Annotated in this window: 15 protein-coding genes and 1 pseudogene; 7 read left to right on the top strand and 9 right to left on the bottom strand. The window is 72.9% G+C overall.

Annotated features, from left to right (window positions below):
* Positions 1 to 6 precede the first annotated feature (6 nt).
* Both ACIOC0_RS32145 and ACIOC0_RS32150 read right to left on the bottom strand, forming a co-directional pair.
* The gene (locus ACIOC0_RS32145; RefSeq protein ID WP_402159259.1) at positions 7 to 1206 is read right to left on the bottom strand and encodes a glycosyltransferase family 4 protein; all 1200 of its coding nucleotides are present in this window, start codon (positions 1204 to 1206) and stop codon (positions 7 to 9) included.
* A 39-nt stretch (positions 1207 to 1245) separates the two neighbouring features.
* Positions 1246 to 2226: an NAD-dependent epimerase/dehydratase family protein gene (locus ACIOC0_RS32150; protein WP_402159260.1), complete on the bottom strand. Its 981-nt coding sequence runs from the start codon at positions 2224 to 2226 to the stop codon at positions 1246 to 1248.
* 259 nt (positions 2227 to 2485) lie between these two features.
* Here ACIOC0_RS32150 and ACIOC0_RS32155 point away from each other — a divergent pair, with 259 nt between their 5' ends.
* From ACIOC0_RS32155 to ACIOC0_RS32175, 5 genes and pseudogenes are all read left to right on the top strand, one after another.
* The gene (locus ACIOC0_RS32155) at positions 2486 to 3979 is read left to right on the top strand and encodes a hypothetical protein (protein WP_402159261.1); all 1494 of its coding nucleotides are present in this window, start codon (positions 2486 to 2488) and stop codon (positions 3977 to 3979) included.
* Complete coding sequence (locus ACIOC0_RS32160) at positions 3976 to 5556, top strand: hypothetical protein (RefSeq protein WP_402159262.1); 1581 nt, start codon at positions 3976 to 3978, stop codon at positions 5554 to 5556. Before ACIOC0_RS32155 ends, ACIOC0_RS32160 begins: the two co-directional genes overlap by 4 nt.
* Complete coding sequence (locus ACIOC0_RS32165) at positions 5553 to 7100, top strand: oligosaccharide flippase family protein (RefSeq protein WP_402159263.1); 1548 nt, start codon at positions 5553 to 5555, stop codon at positions 7098 to 7100. Before ACIOC0_RS32160 ends, ACIOC0_RS32165 begins: the two co-directional genes overlap by 4 nt.
* 85 nt (positions 7101 to 7185) lie before the next feature.
* A complete protein-coding gene (locus ACIOC0_RS32170) occupies positions 7186 to 8817 on the top strand; it encodes a fibronectin type III domain-containing protein (RefSeq protein ID WP_402159264.1) in 1632 nt (543 codons plus the stop codon).
* A pseudogene (locus ACIOC0_RS32175) lies at positions 8814 to 9224 on the top strand (adenylyltransferase/cytidyltransferase family protein); the annotation flags it as partial. The gene ACIOC0_RS32170 and the pseudogene ACIOC0_RS32175, both read left to right, overlap by 4 nt.
* Before the next feature lie 24 nt (positions 9225 to 9248).
* On the opposite strand, the gene ACIOC0_RS32180 reads toward ACIOC0_RS32175, so the two are convergent.
* A complete protein-coding gene (locus ACIOC0_RS32180) occupies positions 9249 to 9950 on the bottom strand; it encodes a CDP-alcohol phosphatidyltransferase family protein (protein ID WP_402159265.1) in 702 nt (233 codons plus the stop codon).
* 61 nt (positions 9951 to 10011) lie between these two features.
* Here ACIOC0_RS32180 and ACIOC0_RS32185 point away from each other — a divergent pair, with 61 nt between their 5' ends.
* On the top strand, positions 10012 to 11481 hold the full coding sequence (locus ACIOC0_RS32185) for a glycosyl hydrolase family 28-related protein (RefSeq protein WP_402159266.1): 1470 nt from the start codon (positions 10012 to 10014) through the stop codon (positions 11479 to 11481).
* A 51-nt stretch (positions 11482 to 11532) separates the two neighbouring features.
* Here ACIOC0_RS32185 and egtD read toward each other — a convergent pair whose 3' ends face one another.
* From egtD to egtA, 4 genes are read right to left on the bottom strand one after another with little or no spacing between them, the layout of a single operon-like run.
* Complete coding sequence (gene egtD, locus ACIOC0_RS32190; protein ID WP_402159267.1) at positions 11533 to 12495, bottom strand: L-histidine N(alpha)-methyltransferase; 963 nt, start codon at positions 12493 to 12495, stop codon at positions 11533 to 11535.
* Positions 12492 to 13280, bottom strand: coding sequence for an ergothioneine biosynthesis protein EgtC (gene egtC, locus ACIOC0_RS32195; RefSeq protein ID WP_402159268.1), 789 nt, complete (start codon positions 13278 to 13280; stop codon positions 12492 to 12494). The genes egtD and egtC overlap by 4 nt, the downstream gene beginning before the upstream one ends.
* Positions 13280 to 14635, bottom strand: coding sequence for an ergothioneine biosynthesis protein EgtB (gene egtB, locus ACIOC0_RS32200; protein WP_402159269.1), 1356 nt, complete (start codon positions 14633 to 14635; stop codon positions 13280 to 13282). The genes egtC and egtB overlap by 1 nt, the downstream gene beginning before the upstream one ends.
* The gene (gene egtA / locus ACIOC0_RS32205) at positions 14632 to 15945 is read right to left on the bottom strand and encodes an ergothioneine biosynthesis glutamate--cysteine ligase EgtA (protein WP_402159270.1); all 1314 of its coding nucleotides are present in this window, start codon (positions 15943 to 15945) and stop codon (positions 14632 to 14634) included. Before egtA ends, egtB begins: the two co-directional genes overlap by 4 nt.
* 311 nt (positions 15946 to 16256) lie before the next feature.
* Here egtA and ACIOC0_RS32210 point away from each other — a divergent pair, with 311 nt between their 5' ends.
* Positions 16257 to 17117 carry a TIGR02452 family protein gene (locus tag ACIOC0_RS32210; RefSeq protein WP_402159271.1) on the top strand — a complete coding sequence of 287 codons (861 nt, stop codon included), beginning with the start codon at positions 16257 to 16259 and terminating at the stop codon, positions 17115 to 17117.
* Here ACIOC0_RS32210 and ACIOC0_RS32215 read toward each other — a convergent pair.
* Both ACIOC0_RS32215 and ACIOC0_RS32220 read right to left on the bottom strand, forming a co-directional pair.
* Complete coding sequence (locus ACIOC0_RS32215) at positions 17102 to 17548, bottom strand: type II toxin-antitoxin system PemK/MazF family toxin (protein WP_351098415.1); 447 nt, start codon at positions 17546 to 17548, stop codon at positions 17102 to 17104. The genes ACIOC0_RS32210 and ACIOC0_RS32215 overlap by 16 nt on opposite strands.
* 59 nt (positions 17549 to 17607) lie before the next feature.
* Positions 17608 to 19098, bottom strand: a complete 1491-nt coding sequence (locus ACIOC0_RS32220) for an SPFH domain-containing protein (RefSeq protein WP_352253520.1) — start codon at positions 19096 to 19098, stop codon at positions 17608 to 17610.
* Between the last annotated feature and the right edge of the window lie 96 nt (positions 19099 to 19194).

The raw sequence follows: 19194 nt of genomic DNA on the forward strand, positions 1-19194 counted from the left end.
GCCGGTTCAGCGCGCCGAAGTGAGGTGCACCGAGCGGAGGATGTCCTCGAAGCGGGACGCGCAGTCCTCCAGGGCGAACTCCCGCTCGGCGAGGGCGCGGCTCTCCTTGCCCAGCGCGTCGGCCCGCGCCGGATCGGCCAGGACGTCCCGCACCCAGGCGCAGGCCTCGTCGAGCGAGGACTCCTCCGGCGCGAAGACCGCCGAGCCCGCCTGCCGCAGCAGGTGCGCGGCCAGGTTGTCGGCGGGCATCAGACCGAGCACCGGCCGCCCGGCGCACAGGTACGACAGCGTCTTGGACGGCACGGAGAACTCGCCCGCGTCCGCCGCCAGCAGCACGACCAGAATGTCGCCCGAGCCCAGCACCTCGGGCAGCCGCGCGTAGGGCTGGAAGGGCAGCAGCGTCAGCTCCACGCCGCGGGCGGCGGCGGCCTCCCTGAGGACGGGCACGGCCGGACCGTCGTTGACGACGACCAGCCGCACCGGTGCGCCCTCCTGCCGCAGCCGCTCGGCCAGCCGCACCAGCAGCTCCGGGTTGTGCTTGAGGCCCAGCGTCCCCGAGTACAGCACCGTGCGCACCCCGTCGAGGCCGTGCTCGGCGGACCAGGCGTTGGCCCGATCCACCGGGACGATCTCGTCCAGCGGCGCCCAGTTGGGGATGACGGTGACCTTGCCGGCGGTGCCCCACTCCTCGTGGACCCGCACGAACGACTCGGCGATCACCACGATCGCCGCGGCCCGGTGCGCCGCCCACTTCTCACCGGCCCCGAACACCCGCGCGGCCACCCCCATCGCCCGCGCGACGTCGGCGGCGGCGAAGTTGCGCAGCGCCACGGCCGTCACGTCCTGGTGCCACAGCACCCACGGGACGCCCATCCGCCGCAGCACCGCCGCCGCGACCACCAGCACCGGGATGGGCAGGTTGGACAGCATCGCCACATCGGGCTTCTCACGCCGCACCTGGCGGGCCAGTTCGAAGCCGAGCAGGGTCTCCTGGCGCAGCCTGCGGAAGTAGGCCTGCTTGCGCAGCGCGGTGCCGTCGCCGATGGTGACGAAGCGCAGCCCCGGGGTGTCCGAGACGAGGTCGCCCTTCCCGGAGACGTACGCCGTGCACGTCGAGTGGACGACGTCATGACCGCGGCGCGCCAGCTCCCGGCTCAGCTGGGCCTGGAACGGATGGCCGCTGTAGTCGTGGACGAGGATCCTCATCGCTTGCTCCGCCGCCTTTCTCGTCGGTGTCGGCGCGCGTCACTGGTGGGAGCGCTTGACCTGGTCGTAGACCCAGGCGTAGGTCTTCTCCAGGCCGTCGGCGAGCGCCACGGACGGTTCCCAGCCGTAGATCTCGCGGATCAGGGTGTTGTCGGAGTTGCGGCCGCGCACGCCCTGCGGGGCGTCGAGCCGGTAGGTGCGCTCGCAGCGGACGCCGGCGATCTGCTCGACGATGTCCACGAGCTGATTGATCGTCACCAGTTCCGACGAGCCGAGGTTGACCGGGACGCCGCTGTCCCCGTTGAGGATCATCTGGCTGCCGTGGACGCAGTCGTCGATGTACATGAAGGAACGGCTCTGCTGTCCGTCGCCCCAGATCTCCAGCCGGTGCTCCCCGGAGACGGCCGCCTCGGCCACCTTGCGGCACACCGCGGCCGGCGCCTTCTCCCGGCCGCCGGTCCATGTGCCGTGCGGGCCGTACACGTTGTGGTAGCGGGCGACACGGGTGACGAAGCCGAAGTCCTCGGCGTAGTGGCGGCACATCCGCTCGGAGAACAGCTTCTCCCAGCCGTAGCCGTCCTCCGGCTGCGCCGGGTAGGCGTCCTCCTCGCGCAGCGCGGTGAGGTTCGGGTCGGTCTGCTTCGCGGCGGCGTACACGCACGCCGAGGAGGAGTAGAAGTAGCGCTCCACGCCCGCCTCGTGCGCGGCCTGGAGCATGTGGGTGCTGGTGAGCACCGACATCATGCAGGCGGCCTTGTTGTTCTCGATGAAGCCCATGCCGCCCATGTCGGCGGCCAGCATGTACACCGTGCGGGCGCCCTCGACGGCGGCGCGCGCGCTGTCGAGGAGCGACAGGTCGGCGACCGTGTTCTCGGCGCCCTCGTGGGCCTGGTACCACTCGTGGCGGGGCTTGATGTCGACGGAGCGGACGGTCAGCCCCTGGGCGAGGAGATCGCTCACGAGATGACCACCGATGAATCCGCCGCCTCCGGCGACGACGACGTCGACCTGCTTGCTCATGCGCGCAACTCCTCTGAGGGCACCGGGATGTGATGGGGGATCAGGCGGTGATACCTGCGCGACAAGTTATGCAGATTTGTCATGATTTTAGACAAATGGCGCGCCGCCGGATCGCCCGCAATCACCCGATGACTCTGTTCGGGGACAACCGCGCCGAAGTGGATGTCTCGTGCGCGCCTGGGACGAATAGCGAGGTATGGGCGCTATATATCTTTCAGTGATGTTTCAGCCTGAATACTCGCTCGGCAGAGAGGTCGGGATGCAGGACGCTCGCGTCCGCAGTGTGGCTGCGGTCTCCCTCTGGGCCGTGGTGCTGACCGTTCTGCTGCCGGGGCTGATCCTCCAGGCGCAGCCCGCGCGGATGTCGGTCGCCCTCGCCCTCCAAGCCGTCGTCGTGGTCCACGCCGGCGGCGCGCTCGCCCGGGTGCTCACCGCGCCCACGGTGCGACTCGTCGCCTTCGGCTTCTGGGTCTTCGCCTACATCTGGCTCGGTCTCGCACCGGTGGCGATGCTCGCCGCCGACGTCTACCCCTGGCCCTACCGCAGCGGCGAGCGCACCGCCGTCGCCGCCGTGGCCGTCGTCGAACTCGGTCTCCTCGCCTACAGCGCGGGCACCTCCCTCGCCGCCCGGCGGGAGAGGAACCTCGCCGCCCGCCCGGTCCCCGCCCCGCCGGGACTCCTGGAACGCCTGCTGTCCCGCCGGGTCGCCCCCTGGCGGTTGCTCACGCTGTGCGCGCTCGCCCTCGCCGGCTCGGCCCTGCTGATCTCGGCCCAACCCGGCCGGCTGGCCGCCTACTTCACCAGCCGCCAGGCGATCACCGAGGTCGGCGCCGCGAGCGCCGGCCAGGACGCCTTCATGCAGTCCCTGATCAGCTGGTCGCTGTCCGTGCCCGCCTTCTGGGCGCTGCTCGGCCTGCTGCGCATCCCGCGCGCCGCCGGCGGCGACCGGTGGCTGCGCGGTGTGCGATGGCTGCTGCTGCCGGCGCTGATCGTGCTCAACGTCGTCGTCAACAACCCCATCAGCAAACCCCGGTTCTGGGCCGGCATGGTCGTGCTCGCCCTGGTGTTCACCGTCCCCAGGCTGACCCGGCCGCGCGCCTTCCGCGTCACCGCCGCCGGCCTGCTCGCCGCCCTGCTGTTCGTCTTCCCCTACAGCGACTACTTCCGCTACAGCGACCGCGAGGAGGTCGCCGTCGTCTCCCTCGCCGAGCAGTTCACCGGCAACGGCGACTACGACGCCTTCCAGCAGGTGCAGACCGGCCTCGACTACGCGAGGGAGTACGGCTTCTCCCCGCAGGACGTGCTCGGCCCGCCCCTGTTCATGGTGCCCCGCTCGATGTGGCCCGGGAAACCGGACGACACCGGCAAGACGCTGGCGGACTACGCGGGATACGAGTTCCTCAACCTCTCCGCCCCCCTGTGGATCGAGAGCTACCTGTGGGGCGGCCCGCTCGCGGTCGTGATCGTGTTCTGCCTGTTCGGCGCGGCCGGACGCCGGGTGGACGACATCCGCCACCGGCTGCGCGAGCGGCGCGGCACCGTCGCCGCGCTCCTGATCCCGGCCTTCGCCTTCTACCAGATGGTCTTCCTGCGCGGCAGCCTGCTCGGCATCGCGGGCCCGCTGACGCTGCTGGTGGTCATCCCGCTGCTCATCAGCACCCCCACCGCCCGGGCATCCCGGCTTCCCTCATCGGCGGTGCCGAGCGCACCCATCCGTCAAGCATCGATCCCCGGAACAGGAGGGCACCCGTGACCGGCCCCATCCATCTCGACGACCGGTACGACGAGCCGGACCAGCTACGCGACCAACTGCGCCGGCTCCTGCGCCACCGAGGCCTGATCTCGCTGGGCGTCCTGCTGGGACTGGCCGGCGGCGCCGCCCTGTCCCTGGAACGCGCCCACACCTACTCCTCCACCAGCGAGGTCCTCGTACGCTCCACCGCCGACCCGTTCGGCTCGGTCGGCGTCTCGGCGGACAACCAGGTCAGCATGAGCACCGAGCAGCGGATCGCGTCCAGCGCGGCCGTCGCCCAGCGCGCCGCCCGCGTCCTGGGCAGGCCCGCGAGCGACGCCGGCACGCTCGGCGCCCGGCTGCGGGTCACCAACCCGCAGAAGTCCCAGGTGCTGCGCTTCGAGTTCACCGCCCGCGCCCCCGAGCGCGCGGCACGCGGAGCCAACGCCTTCGCCGAGGCCTACCTCGCCGACCGCAAGACGCGCAACGAGGCCACCGTCCAACGCGCCACCGAGGCCCTGGACCAGCAGATCGCCGTGCTGAACCAGCGGCTGGCGAAGGAGCAGCTGGACAAGGACACGGCTAAGCCCGCCGCCCAGAACCAGCTCTACAACCTGCAAAAGCGCGTCCTGGACATCCGCTCCCGCGACACCGACGGCGGCGACGTCGTCCGCCGGGCCGCCGTCCCGGTCATGCCCGCCGGGCCCGGTCTGCGCACCCTGCTCGGACTCGGGCTGGCCTGCGGACTCCTCCTCGGCATCGTGCTCGCCTGGGTGCGCTCCTCGCTGGACACCCGTGTCCGGTCGGTGCGCGAGGTGCAGGCCGCCCTGCGCGCCCCGGTCCTCGGCATCCTGCCCTCCGGCGACCCGGGGAACGACGCGCTGCTGACCGTCGGCCGCTCCGGCGGCGCCCGCACCGAGGCCTACCGGGCCCTGGCCTTCCGGCTGCGGCAGCTCGGCGGCCACTCCGGCCCCGGCCAGATCCTCGTCGTGTCGCCCCGGCGCGGCGGCGCCGTCGAGGAGGTCGGCGCCAACCTGGCCGCCGCCCTCGCCGAGAACGGCGACGACGTGCTGCTGCTGGACGCCGCTCCCGACACCTCCGACCTCGCCGGGCACCTGCCGCTGATGCCGTACGAGGCGCCCACCCTGGAGGAGGCGTTCCTGCCCGCCGGGAGCGTCCTCGTCGACGCCGACGTCGCCGGTCGGCTCGCCTTCTCCTCGAGCGGCGTCACCTCCCCGCGCACCCGCCGGATCACCACGGCCGAGGCCGGCCGCCTCACCGAGCCCGACTCCTCGACCGTCGTCGTCGCCGGTCCCTTCCTCGCCCAGGCCGACGCGCTCGCCATCGCCCAGCGCGTCGACGGCGTCATCGTCGTCGTCAACCTCGACCGCACCCGCCGCGACGAGCTCAAGCAGGTGCAGGAGCTGGTCGAGTGCTCCGGCGGACGGCTCCTCGGCGCCGTCCTCGACGCCGGTCGCGCGCGCCGGCGGCTGCGCGTCCTGCGCCGCCGCCCGAAGTACGCCCCCGCGTCGCACGTCGACGCCTCCTCCATGGAACTCCCCGCACAGGACGGCGCGCTCACGGCCTCCCACCGATGAATGCCCCCGAAGCGACCGCGACCGCCCGCTCCGGGGCCACGGCCCCGAGCGGGGTGGCCGCGGCCGCCCGGGGCGGCTGGTGGGGGATGGCGGGCTCCCTCGGCAACGCCGTCTTCTCCTTTCTCCTCGTGGGCCTGATCACCCGGGCCGTCGGGGCGAGCGGGGCGGGAGCCGTCTTCACCGGCGTCGCCCTGTTCACCATCCTCAGCAACACCTGCAAGCTCGGCGCCGACACCGGGCTCGTCCGCTTCGTCCCCCGTGACCTGGCCGTCGACGACGGCCGCTCGGTGGGCGCGCTGCTGCGCACGGCCGTCCTGCCGGCGGCCGCGGCCTCCACCGCGGCCGCCGTCCCGCTGGTGCTCTCGCCCACGGTCGCCACCCTGCTGCTGCCCGACCTCCCCCCGGCGGACGCCGTCGCCCTGGTGCGCCTCTTCGGGCTGTTCCTGCCCGCCGCCACCGTCGGCATGATCCTGCTCGGCGCCACCCGCGGCTACGGCACCGTGGTGCCCTTCGTCGGCGTGGAGCAGATCGGCAAACCGGTGCTGCGGATGCTGCTCGCCCTCCCCGTGGCCTTCCTCGCGCCCGGGCTGCTCTCCCTGGCGGCCGCCTGGCTAGTGCCCACCCTGGCGGGCTTCGCGGCCGCCTGGGTCACCCTGCGCCGCTGCCGCGCCGCCCGCCCCGCCCCGCCGCCCCGCACCGGACCCCGGACCGCGGTGTCCTGGCGGGCCTTCTGGGGCTTCGCCGCGCCCCGCGCGGTCTCCTCCGTCTTCGACATCAGCGCCGTCTGGGTCGGCGTGCTGCTGCTGTCGGCCATGACCACCGCCGACGAGGCCGGGGTCTACACCGCCATCGGACGCGTCGTCACCGCCTGCACCCTCGTCCAGCTCGCCGTCCGGCTCGCCGTCGCCCCCGAGGTGAGCCGGCTGCTCGCCGTCGACGACGTGGCCGAGGCGCGCCATCTGCACCGCGTCTCCACCGGCTGGATCGTGCTCTTCTCCTGGCCCCTGTTCCTCTTCGTGGCCGGTTTCCCCCGCACCGTACTGTCCGTCTTCGGGCCGGAGTTCGCCGTCGGCGCGCCCGCCCTGGCGGTGCTGTGCGCCGCCTCCATGGTCAACGTGGCGGTCGGCAACGCCCAGACCGTGCTGCTGATGGCGGGCCGCAGCACCTGGCATCTGGCCGTCACCGCCGCCGCGTTCGGGGTGCAGCTCGCCGTGGGCCTGCTCGCCGTGCCGGCCTGGGGCGTGCTCGGCGCCGCCGTGTCCTGGGGCGCGGCCATCGTCGTGGAGAACGTGACGGCCGCCGTGCTGGTCCGCCGCAGACTCGGCTTCAGCACCGTCGACGGCGGTTACACCAACGCCGTCATCATCGGACTCGTCGTCTCCGTGGCCGCGGGCACCGGACGGATGGCGGCAGGTGACACACCGTCAGGACTCGCCGTCGGGATGGTCTTGGGAATGTGTGTATTTGCTACTACTTTGTGGCGTTATCGGACGTCGCTGAGGGTGAGCGAACTGGTCGGAGTGCTGCGCCGCCGCGCCGCATGAGACCGGACACGGTCGCACCGTCCGGACGGACCCAGCGGCGCCGTTCCCCTCGTACCACTCACACCACTGCCATCCGGGGTTCCCCTTGCACCTGAGAAAGCTCCGTACGAAACCGGTCAACCGGGCTGCCGCCGTCACGGTCCTCGCCTGCACCACCGCGCTGCTGGACGTCTCCCTCGCCGTGGCCGCCGACATCACGCCCCCGGTCTCCGCCGACCTGCTGGACACCTGGCAGACCGACGGCATCGTCTGGTCGATGGCCGCCGCGAACGGCGTCGTCTACGTCGGCGGGACCTTCGACTCGGTACGCCCCCCGGGAGCCGCGCCGGGCCAGGGTGAGGTGCCCCGCCACAACTTCGCCGCGTTCGACTCCAGGACCGGCCGACTGCTGCCCTGCGCCCCGCAGTTCACCGGCCTCGGCCGCACCGTGCGGGCCCTGAAGGTCTCCCCCGACAGCAAGGTGCTGTATGTCGGCGGCTCCTTCAACAAGGTCGGCTCCTCGCCCGCGAACAGCGCCGTCGCCTTCAACACGGCGGGCTGCGGCCTGCGCAAGGACTTCCGGCCGTCGGTGTCGGCCACGGTGCGGGCCATCGACGCCACCGACAGCACGGTCTACCTCGGCGGCGACTTCGGACGCGTCAACAACCAGGCGAGGAACCGGATCGCGGCCGTCACCACCAAGGGCGCGCTGCTGCCCTTCAAGGCTCAGATCGACCAGCCGGTGCGCGCCCTGTCGGCCGTCGCCTCGCACGGCCGGATCTTCGTCGGCGGCGACTTCGAGGCCGTCAACGGCCGGCCCGCCCGCTCGCTGGTCGCCCTCCACGCGGCCACCGGCAAGACGCTGCTCGCCTACCCGGGCTGGTTCCCCTACCAGTCGTCGGTGAAGGCGATCGCCCGTGACAAGACCCGCTTCTACGTGGGCGCCGAGGGCCACGGGCCGGGCATCTTCGACGGCCGGATCGCGGGACTCCTCGCCAACGGCACCATGGTGTGGAAGGACACCTGCCGCGGCGCGACCCAGGCCCTGATGCCCTGGAAGGGCGTCCTGTTCAGCGCCTCCCACGCGCACGACTGCAACGAGACGCCGGGCGGCTTCCCCGAGCGCGGCGACCGTCAGCACCTGCTCGCCCAGTCGCTGAACGACCGGCACATCCTGCACTGGTTCCCCGACACCAACGACGGCCTCGGCGAGCAGGTCGGCCCCCGCGCCCTGGCGGTGTCGAAGGGCCACCTGTGGGTCGGCGGCGAGTTCACCCGGGTCAACGACAAACCGCAGCAGGGCATCGCCCGCTTCGGCTCCCGTGACACCGGCGCGCCGGCGGTCCCCTCCCTCGGCGTGTCCGACATCGACCCCGGCCGGGTCACCCTGACCTGGCTCGCCGCCTGGGACCGGGACGACGCCTCGCTGACGTACCGCGTCTACCGGGACGGCAAGCTCGTCGGCCGCAAGACGCAGGCCTCCACCTACTGGGACCGACCGCGGCTGACCTACACCGACACCGTCGGCGACGGCGCCGCCCACCAGTACACGATCGAGGTGACGGACGGCACGAACACCTCGGGCAAGTCCCGCACGGTGATCGCGACCGCGCCGAAGCCCGCGCAGCGGGCGGCGGCCGGACCGTCGCAGAACGCCCCGGACGAGACCGCGGCGCAGGACGAGACGTCCGCACCGGGTGGGCAGGCCGCCGCGGGCCAGGCCGGTGAGACGCGATGACGCGCATCGGATTCGCGCCCGGCGTCTACGACCTGTTCCACATCGGGCACCTCAACATCCTGCGGGAGGCGCGCCGGCACTGCGACCGCCTCGTCGCGGGGGTCACCTCCGACGACCTGACCGTGCGGCTCAAGGGCAAGGTCCCGGTGGTCCCGCTGGCCGAGCGGGTCGACATCGTCCGCAGCGTGCGCTACGTCGACGAGGTCGTCGTGGAGTCCGAGGTCGACAAGCTGAAGACGTGGAAGCGGCTCGGCTTCCACGTCATCTTCAAGGGCGACGACTGGCAGGGGACGCCCAAGTGGGAGGAGTACGAACGCCGTTTCGCGCAGGTCGGTGTGGAGGTCGTCTACTTCCCGTACACCGCGCACACCTCCAGCACCCTGCTGCGCGGAGCGCTGAAACTGCTCTCCGCGCACGAACCGCCGGTCCCCTCAGCGCAGTTCCCGGAACCACTTCACGAGAAAGGCGGCCATGAACACCACATGGGCGAGCAGCAGCGCGCAGTACACCGCAAGGAAGACGTCCTGACGTCCCAGGAATAGGAACGCGAGGCAGGTCAGTCCGTAGTCGACCGGCAGCAGCAGCACAGAGCGCAGTGCCCGGGGCGAAGGCGGCGGTCCCTGCCCGGGGTTCCGCTTCTTGAGCTTCTCCGTCAGGATCCCGGCGAAGAAGATCACCACCGCCGCGAGCTCGAAGAGCATCGGCGCCAGCAGGAAGACGGGGTCGGGCAGCGTGAAGAAGCGGTAGAACGACACCAGCACCACCAGGTGCAGGACGACGATCTTGACGCAGTCCAGGACATGGTCGAGCCACTCGCCCGCCGGACTTCCCGAGCGCTGTCCGCGGGCGAGCTGACCGTCCGCCGAGTCCAGGACGAACCCCACGGCCAGGGCCGCCCCGACGCAGACCGCCATCGTCGGCCCGGGCGGCACGAGAGCCACCGCGGCCAAGGCCGGGAAGGTGAACAGAGCACTGAGGACGGTCAGTTGATTGGGCGTGGCCCCCGCCCGGTAGGCCACTGCGGCCAGTACCCGGCCGGCCGGACGGTTGACGAACCGGGTGTAGAGCGAGACCCCCTTCGCGGGCTTCTGCGCCGCCGACAGATGCCTGAGCACCTCAGCAAATTCGGTCATTTCCCACCTTTGTCACAAAATCGCTGGAAAGAAGGCAATTATGGCAGAACGGGGAGGCGGGATGTCCCCTGTCAGCCGTCGGCAACTTCTGCGTGGCGGGGCGTCGGTCGTGGCCGCGACGGCCCTCACCGCCACCAGCGCCTCGGCCGCCGCCGGACCGGGCCACCGCCCCGGAGCACCGCCCGACCTCGTCGGCATCGGGCGGGAGGTCCCCGCCGCCTTGCGGCGAGCCCGGGTGGTCAGCGTGGCCGAACTCGGCGCGGTCGGCGACGGACGCACCGACGACAGCGCGGCGTTCATGACCGCCTACGCGGTCGCGGCCGCCCGCATCACCCGCGGCGTGGGGCGCGTCGTGATCGAGATCCCGGCGGGCGAGTACCTCATCACCCGCCCGCACGCCCTGATGGACGGCGCGCCCCCGCTCGGCCCGGCCAGCGGTCTGCGCTTCTCGGGGGCGGGCAAACGCATGACCACGCTCGTCTTCCGCCCCGCCCAGGGGCCCGGCTCCTACCTGTGCCGCAACGACGACATCTGGTCGAACGTGTCCTTCGAGCGCATGCAGTTCCGCTCGGCGACGCCGGGCGCGTCCTTCTTCGACTCCCACTCCACCGGGCAGGCGCAGGACTACCGGTTCACCGAGTGCGAATGGATGGGGGAGTGGGAGTACGGCATCGCCCTGGACGGCACCAACACCAACTCCGAGATGCGGTGGGAGGCCTGCCGCGTCGGCGGCGCCTACCGCAAGGCGTTCCTCTACTCGGGGGTCACCGGACACGGCCAGACGGACCCCAACGTCCAGGACCAGTTCCTCAACTACTGGTTCACCGACATGAAGGTGGAGTACGAGTGGGGCAACTTCCTGGAGTTCCCCTACGGAGGGTCGATCACCTGCCGGGGCGGCTCGTACATCATCACCGGCACCCGCCCGCGCCCCACCCCGGAGTACGGCACGGCCAGCACGTTCTTCCGCTTCCCCGTCGCCGGGCACCACGACTCGGTGCAGCGCTTCCACGCTCAGGACATCCGCTTCGAGGTGCGCAACCCGGACGTGCGGATCATCGACAGCGCGTGGCGCGGCGGCACCGTCCACTTCAGTGACTGCGACGACACCGGGCTCGCCTTCAAGTCCTTCTCCCCCGAAGTCCGCGCCCATCGCTACACGGTGGGACCGCGGGGCCCGCTGGTGCGCTACGAGTCCTGCCAGTTGGTCGGCCGTCACGAGTACCGGTCGACCGGGGAGCAGGGCACCGTCCCGACGGTCGCCCGCTACGACATGTGTGTGCTCCGCAGCCACCCGGAGAACGAGTTCGTGATCGCCGAAGGGGCCCTGGCGCGGTCCGACTTCGTCGACTTCGTCGACTGCCTGGACGGGGCCGGCGACGACGGCCGGCTCGCCCCTGCCGCACCGCAGGAACCGGGGCCGGGGGCCGGGCCCCAGACCCCGAACGGCCCTCAGGCCCCGGCCGCGCCGCAGACCGCGAACGGTTCGGCGGCGGCCGCCGCCGAACCGGCCGCGGCCCCGCAGCGCTGACCGCGGCCGGCCGCCGCACGCGCGACGGCCGGCCGCTCGCCGTGCTGTCGCTCAGCGCACCACGCTGAGCGACAGCGCGAAACGTGCCTCACGGTCGGTCCACCAGTGGGACAACTCCATCCCGGCGGAACGCAGTTCGGACCGTACCCCGTCCTCCCGGAACTTCGCCGACACCTCCGTGCGCAGCTCCTCGCCGGCCGCGAAGTCCACCGCCAGGTCCAGCGCGCGGATCTTCACGGTCTGCTCGGCGAGCGAGCGCAGCCGCATCTCGATCCACTCGTTCTCCGCGTCCCAGAGCGCCACATGCGCGAAGGCGTCCGGGTCGAAGTCGGCGCCCAGTTCACGGTTGACGACGCTCAGGACGTTCTTGTCGAACGCGGCCGTCACCCCGGCCGCGTCATCGTACGCCCGGACCAGCACCTCCTCGTCCTTGACGAGATCGGTGCCGAGCAGCAGCGCGTCGCCCGGCGCCAGCAGCGCGCGCACCGACTCCAGGAACACCGTCCGCTCCTCGGGGAGGAGGTTGCCTATGGTGCCGCCGAGGAAGGCCAGCAGACGCGGGCCGGGAGTGTCCGGCAGCGTCAACGGCGCGGTGAAGTCGGCGACGAGGGCGTGGACTTCCAGGTCCGGCCGCTCGGCGGCCAGCGCCTCTCCCGCCCCGGTGAGGGCGCTCTCGCTGACGTCGACGGGCACGTAGGCGCGCAGTCCCGTCAGCGCGTCGATCACATGACGTGTCTTCTCCGAGGACCCCGAGCCCAGTTCGACGAGCGTGCGGGCCCCGGAAGCGGCGGCGATCTCACCAGCGCGGTCGAGAAGGATCTCCCGCTCGGCACGGGTGGGGTAGTACTCGGGCAACTCGGTGATCTGCTCGAAGAGTTCGCTGCCGTGTGCGTCGTAGAACCACTTCGGAGGCAGGGTCTTGGGGGTGGCGGTCAGGCCGCTCAGGACGTCGGCGCGCAGAGCCGCGCCGGTGGCGTCCTTCGGCAGGGTGCGGGTGATCTGGAACGGGCTCACGTGCCGGCCTCCTCGGATGGTGCCATCGCGGCGTCCGCTCCCGGGTCCTTCAGCGGGGTGAGCAGGACCTCGGTGCGGGTCGCCGTGAGCAGGGTCCGGTCAGGGACTTCCTGCCAGTGCGGATCGTCGTCGTGGGGCTCGGAGGCGACGACCGTGCGGCCGGGCCCCCTCAGGTACCAGAGGGTGTCGCCCCAGGCCGTCGCGGTGATCGTGCGGCCGTCGGTGAGCAACAGGTTGAGGCGGGAGCCGGGTGCCGCCGCGGCGACCTCCTGAACGGTGTCGCCGAGCGCCTGGGCCCCGGTGTCCCCCGCGCGCAGCCGGGCGAGGACCAGGGCCCACACGAACGCCGAGTCGTTGCGGGCCTCCATCGACAGCACGTCCACCGCCGGCAGGGTCCGCACCAGCGGCGCCAGGGAGCCCGGCCAGCCGGTGACCGCCCCGTTGTGGCTGAACAGCCAGGTCCCGGCGGCGAACGGCGCCGCGGCGGCCTCCGCGTCGGCGCCGGACAGCGTCGCGTCGCGCACGGCGGCCAGCAGCGCCCGGCTGCGCACGACACGCGCCAGGTCGGCGAAGGACAGGTCCGCCCAGATCGGTCCGGCCCGGCGGTAGCGGGCCGGCGCCGGATCGCCCTCGGCGTACCAGCCCACGCCGAAACCGTCGGCGTTGACCGTGCCGTGCCGTTGCCGCCGGGGCGCCCAGGACTGCCGGTACAGAGCGTGCGGAGGGTCCACGAGGAGCGCGCCGAGCGGCGACTCCTCGCCCAGACTGGCCATGTGACGGCACATCAGACGGCCCCCGAGCGGGCCGTGCGGAAGCCGGCGAAGATCTGCCGCCGGATCGGGAGGTCCCAGTTGCGGAACGCGCCCCGGCAGGCCACCGGGTCCACCGCGAAGGAACCGCCGCGCAGCACCTTGTGGTCGGGCCCGAAGAACACCTCCGAGTACTCCTTGTACGGGAACGCCCGGAAGCCGGGGTACGGCTGGAAGTCGCTCGCCGTCCACTCCCACACGTCCCCGATCAACTGCCGTACGCCGAGCGGGGACTCGCCCTGCGGGTAGCTGCCCGCGGGAGCCGGGCGCAGGTGCCGCTGGCCCAGGTTGGCGTGCTCGGGACCCGGGTCGGCGTCGCCCCACGGGTAGCGCCGGGAGCCGCCCGTCGCCGGGTCGTGGCGGGCCGCCTTCTCCCACTCGGCCTCGGTGGGCAGCCGGCGTCCGGCCCAGCGGGCGTAGGCGTCCGCCTCGTACCAGCACACGTGCAGCACCGGCTCGTCGGGCGGGACGACCTCGGTGACGCCGAAGCGCCGGCGCAGCCACTGCTTCCCGTCACGGCGCCAGAACAGCGGGGCCCGCAGGGAGTGGGCGCGCACATGGGCCCAGCCCCTCGGCGCCCACCAGCGCTCGTCGTCGTAGCCGCCGTCCTCGATGAACGCCTGATAGGCGGCGTTCGTCACCGGGGTGGTGTCGATGTGGAACGGGGCCACCTCCCGTTCGTGCGCGGGCAGTTCGTTGTCCAGCGCCCAGGGTTCGGCGGTGGCGCCCATGGTGAACGGGCCACCGGGGACGAGGACTTCGGCCGGGCCGGTGAACAGCGGGGCCGGGTCCGGGTCGGGGGCGGTCAGGGCCGGCGGGCCGGTGCGCAGCTGATGGGTGATCAGCATCGTCTCGTCGTGCTGCTGTTCGTGCTGGGCGATCATGCCGAAGGCGAAGCCCGCCTCGGTCAGCCGCGTGCCGTGGAAGTCGGCCGACTCCAGCACGTCCAGGGCCCGGCCGCGCACCTCGGCCGCGTAGGCGCGGGCCTCGGCGGGCGGCAGCAGGGGCAGCGAGGGCCGTTCGGAGCGCGGGTGCTCGAAGGCGTCGTACAGGCCGTCGATCTCCGGGCGTATGGCGTCCCGGCCGGCCACCGCGCGCAGCAGCCACAGCTCCTCCTGGTTGCCGATGTGGGCGAGGTCCCACACCAGCGGGGACATCAGCGGGGAGTGCTGGGCGGTGAGGTCGGGGTCCTCCACGCAGGTGGTCAGGAGCGTGGTGCGCTCGCGGGCCGCGACGAGGGTGGTCAGCGCCCGTTCGCGCAGCGCCTCGCCGTCGGAGGCCCGTGGCGCGGGGGACCGGGGTGCGGGGGACTGGGAGGCCGGGGCGGTCATGCGGGGGTGTCCTTCCCGTGGGCGCGGGCCGTGCCGCGCAGTCGGTCGAGCTGGTCGTCGGCGGGGCAGCGACCGCGCAGGACGTGGCGGTCCAGGTGCGCGGCGACGGCGTCCAGGACGGCGTCCGCCGCGCCGAGCCGGGGCAGCGCCTCCAGCGCCGCCGTGAAGCAGGCGACGGCGGCCTCCCGCAGCTCCGGGTCGGCCAGCCCGTCGCGGGCCGCGTCGGTCCACAGCGGGTTGTGCGGCGCGGGCATCGACATCCCCCGCTCCGCCAGCGGTTTCACCGCGCGGTAGGTGCTCTCGGCGGCCTCCGGGTCGTCGAACAAGGCCGCCGTCACCGCCACCGGCACGATCCAGCCGTCGTCGCCGGGCTGCGCGTCGATCATGCGCAGCTCCAGGTGACCGCGCGGGCGGACCGGCGGGAACAGCGTGGACAGGTGGTATTCGAGGTCCGCCCGGGTGGGCGACCCCGTCCGCGTCCACTCCCGGAACGTCAGCCCGTCGGGCACCTCCCAGGGGCCGTGCTCGCGCCGTACGCACATCACCGGGGCGTCCAGCACGTGCCGGGCCCAGGCCGCGCGCGGCTCGGCGTCCGGTACCGGGGCGCCCGCCCGGCCGGGGCCGATCCGCGTCCACAGCAGTTGCCGGGTGGAGCGCCAGCCGGTGGGGGCGCCGTCGAGGAGCGGGGAGTTGGCGAACGCGGCGACCAGGACCGCGCCCAGGGTGTGGGCCAGCCGCCAGCGCCGTCCGTGTCCCAGCGGGCCGGGCTCCTCGTGGCCGGCGTCCAGACAGACCTGGACGGAGGCGGAGGAGCACATCATGGCCCGGCCGGCCGGACCGGTGCGGTCCAGGCAGGTCTCCATCGCGTCGTAGCGGGGTTCATGCAGGAACCTGCGAGGCGGGTGCCAGGGGTCGGTGCCGGACCCGGCGAGGGCCAGACCCTCCCGGCGCAAGGCCGCGCGGACGGCGTCCAGGTCGGCGCGGAGGCCGTTCACGCACTCGGTGAGGGAGGCGGCGGGCTGCGAGCTGAGCTCCAGCTGGCCGCCGGGCTCGACGGTGAGCGCCGAGCGGAGGGGCAGGGGACGCAGTGCGGCGTAGGCCGCTTCCAGTCGTTCGGGGGTCACGGGGAGCCGGGGCTCACGCGCGTCGTGGACGAGCCATTCGAGTTCCACCCCGAGGGTGCGGGGCGGTCCGGTCTTGAAGCAGATGCCCCTCACCAGGGCCTCGACCTCCGCTTCGGTGAGCGGCGTACGGGGCCCGAGGGGCTGCGTACAGTCGCCCAGCGAAGCGGCGCTTGATATGTCGGACATGCCAGGATCCTCCTGAGATTCCACCATGCCACCGGTCGGGCGTCGGTGTGGACCCGACCGGCATCACTCGTCCCACCCAAGACCCTTGGGCTCATTCGCACAAGGGTGCAAATCGGGGCATCGGTGACCGGGAATCTCTGCTTCCGTGTTGTTGTCGGGGCGTTCGCGCGGTTGTCGTCGAGGAGTTCATCTGCCCGGAAAACCCGGTTGCACCGCCCGTCAAGCATCGCTGACGATGCGTGCGTGAGCATGACGGGGAAGACGCGCGCTGCCGCGCGGCCCGCGGCTGTGGCGTCCACGGGGGTGACGCCATGAGCGCGCGGCTGCGCGGCATCGCGCGCGAGACGGAGGAGATCGTCGCGGCGGGCTCCTACCGCGCGTCCGACGGACGCGAGGTGCCGCTCGCGGCGGCCGTAGAGGCCGCCCGGGCCGGGACCCGGATGACCGGCCCGGGCGCGGTCCCGCTCCCCGCCTCCGCCCTGCTTGCCGCCGGAGCCCGGCGGCCGCACATCGAGGTCACCGGCGAGAGCAGCCTGCAGGCCGCCCGCCGTCTGACGGACGGGGCGGACCAGGCGGACGGCCCGGGCGCGTCCGTCGCCGTGCTCGACTTCGCCTCGGCCCGCAATCCCGGCGGCGGCTACCTCAACGGCGCCCAGGCGCAGGAGGAGGCCCTGTGCCGGGCCTCGGCGCTCCACACGTGCCTGCTCCAGGCCCGCGGGTTCCACGACCACCATCGGGCACACCGGGACCCGTTCTACTCCGACCGGGTGATTCACGCGCCGGCGGTGCCCGTCTTCCGCGACGACCGGGGCCGGCTCCTCGACGAGCCCCGCACCGTGGGCTTCCTCGCCGCCGCCGCGCCGAACGCCGGGGTGGTGCTGCGCACGGAACCGGAGCGGGCCGGGGAACTGCCGAGGGCGCTGGCCGTGCGGGCCGAGCGGGTGCTGGAGACGGCCGTGGCGTACGGCTACGACCGGCTCGTCCTCGGCGCCTGGGGCTGCGGGGTGTTCCGCAACGACCCCACGCAGGTGGCCGCCGCGTTCCGGGCGCTGCTGGGCCCCGGCGGCCGGTTCGAGCGGGCCTTCGGCCAGGTCGTGTTCGCCGTGCTGGACCGCACGCCGGGACAGCGGGCGCTGAGCGCCTTCGAGCAGGCGTTTCAGGTCCAGCCGTAGCGTTCGTGGAGGCGGCGGCGGACCAGGCCGAACCGCATGCGGTCCAGGGCGCAGGCCTCGCGGCGCATGCCGCCCTCGTGCAGGCGCAGCACCCGCTCGACGTCCACCCACGACTCGCGCCCGGACCGGTCCCACGGCCCGCTCCCGATCGGCACCCACTCCCGGTCCCCGTCGTGGCGCCTGCTCGACAACTGCACGGCGAGGAACGTCCCGGCCGCCTCGCGGGCGACCACGAGCACCGGACGGTCCTTGCCCCGCCCGTCGTTCTCCTCGTAGGGCACCCACGTCCAGACGATCTCGCCCGGATCGGGGTCGCCGTCGTGCGCGGGGGAGTACTCGGTGCGCACCCGGCCGACCTCACGGGGATCGGCCTCCGTGGTGGCGGAGGGGCCGGAACGGCCGGGGACGTGTTCATCGGTGAAGGCGCTCACGGGGGCACCCTAGGGTGTGCCCCGTGCCGGGCGGTGGGCGGCCCCCGTGGCGCGACGCGTCACACTCCGTCCACCGGCACCTTCTGCCCGGACGGCGGGGCCGCAGGCGCGGGGACGCCGTTGAGGGAGGCCGTCTGCGCGGCCGTCCCGGGCTGGTTCATGGACGCCAGCAGCTGACGCGCCAGCCCCAGCCCCGTCCCGCCCATCGTGAGCGCCTTGGCGAACAACTCGGCCATGCCGTCAGCCCCGTTCAGCAGCACCATGTTGTCCACGCTGCCGAATGCGGACGCGCCCGCGCGCACGATCTCCGGCCAGTTCTCGGCGAGTTGCTGGGCGACGACGGCCTCCTGGTTCTCCGCGAGGGCCGCGGCGCGCGCCTTGATCGCCTCCGCCTCCGCGAGGCCCTTCGCCCGGGCCGCCTCCGCCTGCGCGAGACCCTTGGCCTGGGCGGCGGCCGCCTCGGCCTCACCGGTGGCCCGGGTCGCCGCCGCCGTCGCCGCGCCCCGCGACTTCGTCGCCTCGGCCTCGGCGCCCGCGGCAGCCTTGACCCGCGTCGCCTCCGCCGCGGCCGCCAGCTCCGTCTCCCTCGCCTTGGCCTGCGCCGCCGAGATCCGGGCGTCGCGCTCGGCCTCGGCCAGCGTCCGCTTCTCGTACGCCTTCGCGTCCGCGGGCTTGCGGACGTCCGCCTGGAGCTGCTGCTCGCGCCGGTGCGCCTCCAGCTCGGCGACCCGGGTCTCCTGGACGACGACCTCCTGACGGGCGCCCGCCTCGGCCAGCGGGCCCGCCTGCCGTGCCGCCGCGGCCGCCTTGTCCCGCTCGGCCTGGTAGCCGGCCTGGAGGATCTCGCTGTCCCGGGTGGCCTCCGCCATCCGCGCCGACGCCTGCTGCTCCGCCTCCGTGGCCAGCCGGTTGGCCTCCGCCTGCGCGATGCGCGCGTCCCGCTGCACGGCCGCCGCGTGCGGCATCGCCAGGTTCTGGATGTACCCGGTCGGGTCCTCGATCTCGTGGATCTGCAGCGAGTCCACGATCAGACCCAGCTTCTCCATCTCGGTGCCGCACGCGGCCCGCGTCTGCCCGGTGAGCTTCTCCCGGTCGCGGATCATGTCCTCGACCGTCAACCCGCCCACGATGGACCGCAGATGACCGGCGAACACGTTGTGCACCCGCTCCGACATCAGCTTCTGCTGGTCCAGGAACCGCCGCGCCGCGTTGGCGATGGACACGAAGTCGTCGCCCACCTTGAAGATGACCACGCCCCGCACCTTGAGCGGGATGCCCTGGTGCGTCACGCAGTCCACGTGCAGTTCCGTCTCGTTGAGGTCCAGCGACAGCTTGCGCACCACCTGCACGCCGGGCAGCACCAGCGTGCCCCGGCCGGTGACGATCCGGAAGCCCATCCCCGCCTCCAGCCCCTCCGTACGGTGGGTGGAACCGGAGATGACGAGTGCCTCGTTGGGCTCCGCGACCCGCCACATCATCTTGAACAGACCGATCAGCACGAGGACGGCGACGACCGCCGCCCCTGCCACGACGCCGATGAACATCGGCATACGCCCCCTTCGAATGGCGCCCTGTCAGCGCCGAACGAAGGGAGTGTGCGCCTGCGCGGGCCCGTTATGAAGCCGCTGACGGATCCTTGTCGCAGT

The sequence above is a fragment of the Streptomyces sp. NPDC088254 genome (assembly GCF_044740925.1).
Lineage (GTDB): Bacteria > Actinomycetota > Actinomycetes > Streptomycetales > Streptomycetaceae > Streptomyces.